Annotated in this window: 6 protein-coding genes and 2 pseudogenes; 5 read left to right on the top strand and 3 right to left on the bottom strand. The window is 73.2% G+C overall.

What is annotated here, in order from left to right; translation table 11 throughout:
* The first annotated feature begins 476 nt into the window (after positions 1-476).
* The 3 genes and pseudogenes from CA983_RS35640 to CA983_RS35630 form a co-directional block, all read left to right on the top strand.
* A complete protein-coding gene (locus tag CA983_RS35640) occupies positions 477-1148 on the top strand; it encodes a DUF6230 family protein (protein WP_086604884.1) in 672 nt (223 codons plus the stop codon).
* The gene (locus CA983_RS35635; RefSeq protein WP_086604883.1) at positions 1148-1606 is read left to right on the top strand and encodes a DUF6114 domain-containing protein; all 459 of its coding nucleotides are present in this window, start codon (positions 1148-1150) and stop codon (positions 1604-1606) included. The genes CA983_RS35640 and CA983_RS35635 overlap by 1 nt, the downstream gene beginning before the upstream one ends.
* Before the next feature lie 125 nt (positions 1607-1731).
* Positions 1732-2904: pseudogene (locus tag CA983_RS35630) on the top strand (cytochrome P450 family protein); the annotation flags it as partial.
* On the opposite strand, the pseudogene CA983_RS49730 reads toward CA983_RS35630, so the two are convergent.
* Positions 2887-2976: pseudogene (locus CA983_RS49730) on the bottom strand (twin-arginine translocase TatA/TatE family subunit); the annotation flags it as partial. The pseudogenes CA983_RS35630 and CA983_RS49730 sit on opposite strands and share 18 nt — an antisense overlap.
* Before the next feature lie 128 nt (positions 2977-3104).
* Between CA983_RS49730 and CA983_RS35620 the strand changes: the two are divergent.
* Positions 3105-4637 carry an LCP family protein gene (locus CA983_RS35620; protein ID WP_086604882.1) on the top strand — a complete coding sequence of 511 codons (1533 nt, stop codon included), beginning with the start codon at positions 3105-3107 and terminating at the stop codon, positions 4635-4637.
* Here the strand turns inward: CA983_RS35620 and mgtA are convergent.
* Complete coding sequence (gene mgtA, locus CA983_RS35615; RefSeq protein WP_086604881.1) at positions 4628-7279, bottom strand: magnesium-translocating P-type ATPase; 2652 nt, start codon at positions 7277-7279, stop codon at positions 4628-4630. The two genes, CA983_RS35620 and mgtA, sit on opposite strands and share 10 nt — an antisense overlap.
* Positions 7269-7616: an ArsR/SmtB family transcription factor gene (locus tag CA983_RS35610; protein ID WP_086604880.1), complete on the bottom strand. Its 348-nt coding sequence runs from the start codon at positions 7614-7616 to the stop codon at positions 7269-7271. Before CA983_RS35610 ends, mgtA begins: the two co-directional genes overlap by 11 nt.
* A 340-nt stretch (positions 7617-7956) precedes the next feature.
* On the opposite strand from CA983_RS35610, the gene CA983_RS35605 reads away from it, so the two are divergent.
* Entirely contained in the window at positions 7957-8967 is a 1011-nt protein-coding gene (locus CA983_RS35605) for a substrate-binding domain-containing protein (protein WP_086604879.1), read from the top strand.
* Positions 8968-9089: the final 122 nt, after the last annotated feature.

The raw sequence follows: 9089 nt of genomic DNA, 5'->3' as shown, positions 1-9089 counted from the left end.
GGCTGGTGGCACGGCGCTCTCGGGAAGGGCCCGTGCCGGTGCCGTGGAGGGTCGGACTCGGGCAGTGGAAAGCCCGTGCGGACGCACCGGGCGGCGAGCCGCCCGCACGGGACGAGCGGTCCGGGACACGCGGACGGTGCCGCGTGGCGGATCCGGCGCCACGGATCCGGTGAGACGAGGAGAGTTGTAGACCTGGGCGTCAGTCAACGTCAAGGCCTCGCAAGGGAGTTGTGCGCTCGCTGAGAGTTTCCGAAGGACGGTGACTCACATGCGGCGCACATCCCACACTCTTTGTTCACACTTCCCTTGACCCTTCATGTAACCCCCGGTAACTTCCGAATCGCTACTGCGGCGTAACGAGAAAGCCCTTGCAGCCACCGGGAGTTGCGGGGAGACGTGCGCACGCGGCCGGTGTCCGCGCCAGGGCAACGTGCCCCCCGAAGTCCGATCCGCACCGACACGCACCTGGAGCAGACATGACCTCCTCCGCCGAGCACATCTCCGAAAGACCGGAAGGCCCCGCCACCGCCGACGTCGGTGAGGTTCCCGCGCGACGCGGGCGGGTCCGGGCACGCCGGGCCGCGGTGATGGCGGTGCCGGCCGCCGCGGTCGCCGCCGGCCTCGCGATCCTCACCGCCGAAGGGGCGCTGGGCGTGCAGTTCGCCATCTCCGGCATGCCGTTCACGGTCACCGCCACGGAGCTGAACGGCACCGGCTTCGCACAGTTCGGCGGCCTGGACGAGATGGCCGAGGGCAGCCCGAACGCGGGTGAGACCGGCGGTCAGGTGCTGGTCGTCACCTCCGTGATCAAGAACGCGACGCTCACCAAGCTGTGCCAGAGCGTGGACCTGGGCGGCACGAACCTGGTCATCAGGGCGGGTGGCGGTGCGGAGAAGGTCCGGGCCAGGGACCTGACCACCGACTCCACGGAGCTCTCGGGCGACGCGGCCTTCAGGAACATCGAGATCGGCAACGACGCCAGCACGCTCGACAAGGCCGGGCCGCTGGGCCGCGGGCCGAAGGGCGTGTTCAGCCAGCAGTCCGACACCGTGCGCATCGCCAAGCTACGGCAGACCAACTACGCCACGACCGCCGGTGTGTTCAAGCTGCCCGGGCTGAAACTGGGCTTCAGCGGGTCGGGTTGCTGATGCCCGGCGGCCCGCGCGGGAAGATCCGGCCCGCCTTCCGCCGGTGGCGGGCGGGCCGTCCCTTCTGGGGCGGGCTGCTGCTCGCCCTGGGCGGAGCGGAGGTGCTGCTCACCCTGAAGGCGTCGCTGGACGTCATCCTGCACGTCGGCATGCAGGGCCTGGCCGGCTATCTGCTCCCGGCCGTGATGCTGCTGTGCGGCGTGCTGATCCTCTTCAACCCCTCCCAGCGCCTGTTCTACTCGGTCATCGGGGTGCTGGTCTCCCTGGGGACCTGGCTGACCGCCAACCTGGGCGGCTTCTTCGTGGGGCTGCTCCTGGGCGTGGTCGGGAGCTGCCTCACCTTCGGGTGGCTGCCGGACCAGGAGCCGCGCGTCAGCCGGCGGCAGCGCAGGAAGCAGGCACGGGCCGCCGAGGCGGCGGCACAGGCCTTGGAGCAGGAGGTCGGCCAGGCCGCCTGAATCAGGCCAGTGATTCTCCGCCCTCTGGCGCCGCCCGGCCGCGGCCACTTGGCTGGGCGTGTCGCGCACCCGCCCACGAGGCGTCCGCGTGTCATGACAACCGCCGCCAGCCCAGGGAGAGTCCCATGGAGTTCACACACCCGGTAGTGATCGACCCGACCGGCCGCGACATCCACGGCGAGGCCGACCGGATCCGCGAGCGCGGACCCGTCACCCCCGTCGAACTCCCCCACGGTGTCCCGGCCTGGGCGGTCAGCAGCGCCCCGCTGCTCAAGCGGCTGCTCACCGACCCGCGGGTGTCGAAGGACGCACGCCGGCACTGGCACCGCTGGCTCGACGGCGAGGTCTCACCGGACTGGCCGCTGTACACCTGGGTCTCGGTGCGGAACATGTTCACGGCCTACGGCACCGAGCACAAACGGCTGCGCACCCTCGTCTCCAAGGCGTTCACCGCCCGCCGTACCGCCGCGCTGCGGCCCCGGATCGAGGAGATCACCGCTGCGCTGCTCGACCGGGTCGCCAAGGCCGGGGCGGGCGGTGGTGCGGACGGCCACGCGGTCGATCTGCGGGAGGAGTTCTGCTATCCGCTGCCCATCCAGGTCATCGGTGAACTGCTGGGATTACCCGAGGAGTTGGGTCCCGAGCTGCGCGTCGTGGTGGACGGCGTCTTCCACACCTCGGCCGACGCCGCCGAAGTCGCCGACATCTACGCCCGGTTCTACGCCGTCCTCGGCGAGCTCGTCGCCGTCAAACGGGCGGCGCCGGGCGACGACCTGACCAGCGCGCTGATCGCGGCCCGCGAGGAGGAGAGCGGCACCCGGCTCAGCGAGCAGGAACTGCTCGACACGCTGATGCTGATGATCAGCGCCGGCCACGAGACGACGGTCAACCTGCTCGACAACGCCGTCCACGCGCTGCTCACCCACCCCGACCAGCTCGCGCACGTCCGCGGCGGTCGCGCCTCCTGGGACGACGTGATCGAGGAGACCCTGCGGGCCGAGGCACCGGTGGCCAGCCTGCCGCTGCGGTACGCCGTCGAGGACCTGCCCCTCGGTGAACTGGGAGGCCCGGACGGCAAGGTGATCCGCAAGGGCGAGGCGATCCTCGCCGCGTACTCCGCCGCCGGACGCGACCCGGAGCAGCACGGCCCGGACGCCGGCGCCTTCGACGTCACCCGCGCCGTGAAGGACCACCTGGCCTTCGGATACGGCGTCCATCACTGCCTGGGCGGGCCCGGCCGGATCACCGGAGGCCGGGTCCGCGGCATCCTCCTCCTTCAGCGCCCTCACCTCGCTCTTGAGGATCCGCATCGAGCGGCCGAGCGAACGCGCCGTGTCGGGCAGTTTCTTCGAGCCGAACAGGACGATCACCGCGATCGCCACGATCAGCAGATGCCAGGGCTCCAGTCCGTTGCGCAGCACGTCATGCCCTCCCTCTCGTCGACAGTTGCTACATTGCGCAACTGTACAACCCCCGGGTGAGAGGCAAGCAGACTCCGATGACGGTCACCAGCAACCGGAGGACGGAGCCGCCGCGGCACAGGGCCGCCCAGCGGGACGGCAGGCGGCGGCGCGGTCGCCGGCGTGGCCGTGGCATGCGGGTCGGTCTCGCCGTGTGCCTGGCCCTGCTCGTGCTCGCCGGGGCCGGTGCCGGCTGGCTGTACCTGAAGCTGGACGGCGACATCAGCACCTTCGACTCCGGCGGCCTCTCCGACGACCGTCCCGGGGCCGGCTCGTCGAAGGGCGAGAACGTCCTGGTCATCGGCTCCGACACCCGCACCGGCGGCAACGAGGCCCTGGGCGGCGGCGACAAGGACGACGTGGGCCGCTCCGACACGGCGTTCCTGCTCCACGTCTACGCCGACCACCGGCACGCCGTCGCCGTCTCGATCCCCCGCGACACCCTGGTCACCATCCCGTCGTGCAGACTGCCCGACGGCAGCTGGACGAAGGCCCAGCCGGACACGATGTTCAACGCGGCGTACTCGGTCGGCCAGACCGCCAAGGGCAACCCCGCCTGCACCCAGAACACGGTCGAACAGCTCACCGGGCTGCGCGTCGACCACACCGTCGTCGTCGACTTCATGGGCTTCGCGCGGCTGACGGACGTCGTGGGCGGGGTGCGGGTGTGCCTGCCGCAGGACGTGTACGAGAACGATCTCGACCCGCACCTCACCGCCCCGGGCAGACTGCTCTTCCACCAGGGCGAGCAGACCGTCTCGGGCCGGCGGGCGCTGGACTACGTCCGCATCCGGCACGGCATCGGCGACGGTTCCGACATCGGCCGGATCAAGCGCCAGCAGGCGTTCGTGGCGAGCCTCCTGAAAGAGGTGAAGAGCAAGGGCCTCACCCCGACGCGGCTGCTGCCGCTGGCCGAGGCCGCCACGAAGTCGCTGACCGTCGACCCCGGCCTCGGCTCCGCCGACAAGCTGATCTCCTTCGCGATGTCCCTGAAGGACATCGACCTGCACAACACGAAGTTCGTGACCCTGCCCTGGCGCTACGAGGGTTCACGGGTCGCGATCGTGCAGCCGGACGCCGACGCGCTGTGGGCCGCGCTCAGGGCCGACCGCACGATCGACGGCAAGGACGCCGGCGGGAAGAAGACCGGGGCGTCGGCTTCCGAGGCTCCCGCCTCCCCCACGCCGGTCTCCGGCGAGGGCATCGACGTCGCCGTCTACAACGGCACCTCCGTCCCCGGTTTGGCCGCCCGCGCCGCCGCCGCTCTCACCGCGGACGGCTTCACCGTCGCGGGCACGGCGACGGCGACCGCCCAGGACCACACCACGACACTGGTCGAGTACGGCCCCGGCCTTCAGGACCGGGCCCGGACCGTCGCGGCGGCCTTCCCGGGCGCGCAGCTCCAGCCCGTGACCGCCGGCGGGATCAGTGTCGTGCTGGGACAGTCGTACGCGGACAGCCCGGCGGCGACCGCCTCCGCGTCCCCGACTCCGACCGCCGTCCCGTCCGAGGTGGCCGACGGGGTCCGCTCCGCAGACGAGAACCCCTGCTCGGACCTCACCTACGGATGACGCCGCAGGTGCCGGGCCCGGGCCGCCGTCAGAGCCAGGGCGTACAGGCCGAGGACGACGGCCGGCAGCAGGTAGTACGCGGCGGGCAGGGCCGTCATGCCGAGGGCCGCGCCGAGGGGGCTCGGCGGCAGCAGCAGGCCGACGGCGGCGAGACCGGCCGCCGCGAGAGCGACCGGGCCGGGCGTACGGCTGCCCTCGACGCGCCGGCCGGAGCGCAGGAGCAGCATGACCAGCGCCTGGGTGAGCAGGTTCTCGGTGAACCAGGCGGAGTGGAACACGGCTTCGTCGTCGACGGCGTCGGGGCCGTGGAGCGCGAAGGCGAGCACGGCGAAGGTGGCGAGGTCGGCGACCGCGTTGAGCAGGCCGAAGCCGGTGACGAACCGGAGGAAGGAGCGCGGCCGCAGCACGGCCGGACCACGCAGCGCCGCCGCGCCGGGACGGTCGTGGGCGAAGGCGAGCTGGGCCGCGTCGAAGCACAGGTTCTGGGCGAGCACCTGGGCCGGGAGCATCGGCAGGAAGGGCAGGAGCAGGCCCGCGGCGAGCATCGCGGCGACGTTGCCCAGGTTGGAGGAGAGCGTGACGCGCAGATACGAGGCGATGTTGCCGCTCGCGTGCCGGCCCGCGGTGATCGCGTGGCCGATCGCCGTGAGGTCCTTCTCGGCGAGGACGACGTCGGCGCTCTCCCGTGCCACGCCGACGGCGGAGCGGGGTGCGAGGCCCACGTCGGCGGCACGCAACGCGGCCACGTCGTTCACCCCGTCGCCGAGGAACCCGACGGTGTGCCCGGCGGCGCGCAGGGCTGCGACGACACGGGCCTTGTCCTCCGGGGTGCAGCGGGCGACGACGGTCGCCGTGCCGACTGCCTCGGTGTCCACCGTTTGCGCGGCGGTCCGTACCTCCCCCGGATCCAGGCCGAGGTCCCGGCAGGCCCGGGCCGCGGTGGCCGGGTGGTCGCCGGTGAGGACCTTCACGGTGACGCCGCGGTCGGCCAGGCCGCGCAGGGCCTCGGCGGCGGTCGGGGCGAGGGCGTCCCGGAAGGTCACCAGGCCCCGGAAGGTCAGGCCTCGTGCCTCGGGGCAGCGCGCACCGGCCGGGCGGTCGGCCGTCGCGACGGCCAGCACCCGCAGCCCGGCGTCCGCCTCCTGTGCGGCGAGCGCCAGCAGCCGGTCGCGTTCGCCGGGCTCCGTCGTACAGCGCTCCACCACGGCCTCGGCGGCGCCCGTGACGACGGCGGTGTGGCGCCCGAGGGAGCCACGCACCACGGCGGTCGAGAAACGCCGTGCCGGGTCGAACGCCACGGCGTCCACGCCGTCGTACTCCTCGCCCACCGGCCCGGCCGCCTCCAGCAGGGCCTCGTCCAGGGCGTCGGGCGCGGGCAGTTCGGCGAGCTGGAGGGTCCACCAGGCGCCGACGGCGGCCCAGTGCAGGACCTCCGGGTCGTCCCGGCCGGCCGGGTCGAGGGCCCGTTCGACGACCGGCCGGTCCTGGGTGAGGGTGCCGGTCTTGTCGACGCACAGCACGTCGACCGCGCCCAGGTCGTGCAGGGCGGGCAGCCATTTGACGATCACGCCGTGGGTACGGGCGAGGAAGGCGGCGCCCCGGGCCAGGCAGGTGGTGACGATCACCGGCAGCATCTCGGGCGTCAGCCCGACGGCGACCGCGACGGCGAAGGGCAGCGTCTCCGGACCGCGTCCGCGCAGCGCGGCGTTCGCCATCAGCACGAGCGGCGGCGTCAGCAGCATGAACCGGATCAGCACCCAGGAGATGCCGTGCACGGACCGGTCGAAGGCACCGCCCTCCCGGCGTGCGGGCGGCTGCCGGTGGGCGGCGGCGAACCGGGTGCCGCCCCCGGTCGCGACCACGACGGCGGTGGCGGTGCCCCGGGCGACAGCACTCCCCTGGAAACACAGTTGGGGCGCCTCGAAGGGGTTGCCGCCGGGCGCGCCGGATCCGCCGGCGGCGGCTTCGGGCCGGCCCGGCACGTCCCCGGCGAGCGAGGGCACGTCACCGGCAGACAAGGACAGCGGCCCGGACCCGCCGGACCCACGGCCCCCGGACCCACCGCCCGCCGCGCCCTCGCCGGGCACCTCCACCGCCGTCTTTCCCACCGGCGCCGACTCCCCGGTCAGGACCCCCTGGTACACGGCGAGCCCCCGGGTCCGGAGCAGTCGCACGTCCGCCGGCATCAGGTCCCCGGGGCCGAGGCGGAGCACATCGCCGGGAACCAGCTCGGTGACCGGGACCTCCCGCGCCCGGGGCGGCTCCCGGGCGTCGTCGCGCCGCAGCACCGTGGCCGTGCCGGCGACCAGTTCGCGCAGGGCGGCCATGGAGCGGTCGGCCCGGTGCTCCCCGCTCGCGCGCAGCACGCAGCTGACCGCGACCAGGGCGAGGATCACCACGGCGGTGCCCCAGGAGGCGACGGCGGCGGACACCAGGCCGAGGCAGAGCAGGACGGCGGTGAAGGGGTCGCGCAGGGCGTGCGCGCACCGGCGGGGCCAGGACGGCGTACGGCGTTCCGGCAGGGTGTTCTCGCCGCGGGTGACCAGCCTGGCCGCGGCCTCCGTCTCGGTCAGTCCCCGGGGCCCCGACTCCAGCCGCCGCAGCACCTCCAGGGTGGTGCCCCCGGCGGTCTCAGAGGCCATGGAGGCGGCGGCGCGGCGGCGCCGCGCGGTCGGTGAGCCGGCCCACCATGAGCCGTACGACGTCGACGATGTCGGGGTCGTCGACGTAGTACACCTGCCGGCGGCCCTCGCGGCGGGAGCGGACGAGTCCGGCCAGCTTCAGCTTGGTGAGGTGCTGGCTGMCCGCGGGCAGCGCGCCGCCGACCCGCTCGGCGAGGCCGGTCACGTCGCTCTCGCCCTGGGCCAGCGCCCACACGATGTGCAGCCGGGCGGGCGAGGCCAGCAGCCCGAAGGTCGCGGCCGCCTCGGCGAGCACGTCGGCGGGCGGGTCCTCGAAACCACTGCCGACTGCCGCCACCGTCGCCGTCCCTTCCGTCGCCTGTGCCGTCCTGCGAGCCGCACCAGTCTAGGCGGGCCCCGGCAGCCACCCAGGGAGCCCTTTCCCGCGGGGTACCCGATGGCGCCCGAACCGCGCGGACGGTACGGAAAACCAGGGGATGACCTCGGCCGTTCGGCCCGTCGGACAGATCATCACGATGCGGCAGCGGCAACTCACGGCATGTGGCTGCTCACTTGACGCCCGGTGGTCACACACGGTTGGCTCCGGGCCAGCGAGAGTCATCCGGTCCGTGCTCAGGTGCGGCCCGCCTGCGCTCTCCCCCTGCTCTTGCTCGGCCGCACAGCGAGGTCCGCCCCTCATGAACACTCCTCCCCCGCCGCACACCTCCGCGAGACTCACCCGTGTCGCGGCCCTGGTGTCCGCCGTGTGTCTGCTGGTGGCCGGCTGCTCCGTCCTCGGCGCCAGTGACGACGGGTCGGACGCGGACCCGGTGAGCGGGCCGGGCGGCGGGATGAAGGTCGCCCTCGTCACGCACGGCGGCAAGGGCGACGCCTTCTGGGACCTGGTACGCAGAGGCGCCGAGGCGGCGGCCGCCAAGGACGGCATCGACCTGACGTACGCCAGCGACTCCGACGCGGCCGCGCAGGCCGCGCTGGTGCGAGACGCGGTCCGCGACAAGGTCGACGGCATCGCGGTGACGCTGGCCAAGCCGGCGGCGATGCGGGGCCCGATCGCCCGGGCCAAGGCGGCCGGCATCCCCGTCGTCGGGCTCAACTCCGGCATCGACGCCTGGCGGCCGGCGGGCCTGCTGGAGTACTTCGGCCAGGACGAGTCCGTCGCCGGCCGAGCCGTCGGCGACAAGCTGGACGACGTCAGGGCCAAGCACGCCCTGTGCGTCGTGCACGAGCGGGGCAACGTCGCGCTGGAGGCCCGCTGCGCCGGCGTACGGAAGACGTTCGACGGCGACACCGACAACCTGTACGTGGACGGCAGCGACATGAACGCGGTGACCGCCACGGTCGCGTCCCGGCTGCGGCAGGACTCCAGCATCGACGAGGTCGTCACCCTGGGCGCCCAGTACGGGCTCAGCGCGGTCAAGGCCGTCGAGCAGGCCGGCAGCAGAGCCAAGGTCGCCACGTTCGACCTCGACAAGGACCTCGTCAAGGCGGTCCAGGGCGGCGACGTGCAGTTCGCCGTGGACCAACAGCCCTACCTCCAGGGCTACCTCGCGGTGGACGCCCTGTGGCTGTACCGGACCAACGGCAATGTCAGCGGCGGCGGGACGGCTCCGGTGCTCACCGGACCGGCGTTCGTGACCAGGTCCAACGTGTCCGCGGTGGCACGTTTCGCCGCCGCCGGGACCCGGTGACCGGGCACGTCCTGTGACGGTGTCGCCAAAGATTCGGTCAGGCCCGGCCCGTGCGGTCACTTGTACGGATAACATCCAGCGCATCCCATGTGCCGTAACCGGCACCCACACACCCCCGCGCC

Origin of the sequence: Streptomyces swartbergensis (genome assembly GCF_002148965.1) — a bacterium.
GTDB classification, from domain to species: Bacteria; Actinomycetota; Actinomycetes; order Streptomycetales; family Streptomycetaceae; genus Streptomyces; species Streptomyces swartbergensis.
This window is presented reverse-complemented; position numbering and strand designations above follow the sequence as displayed.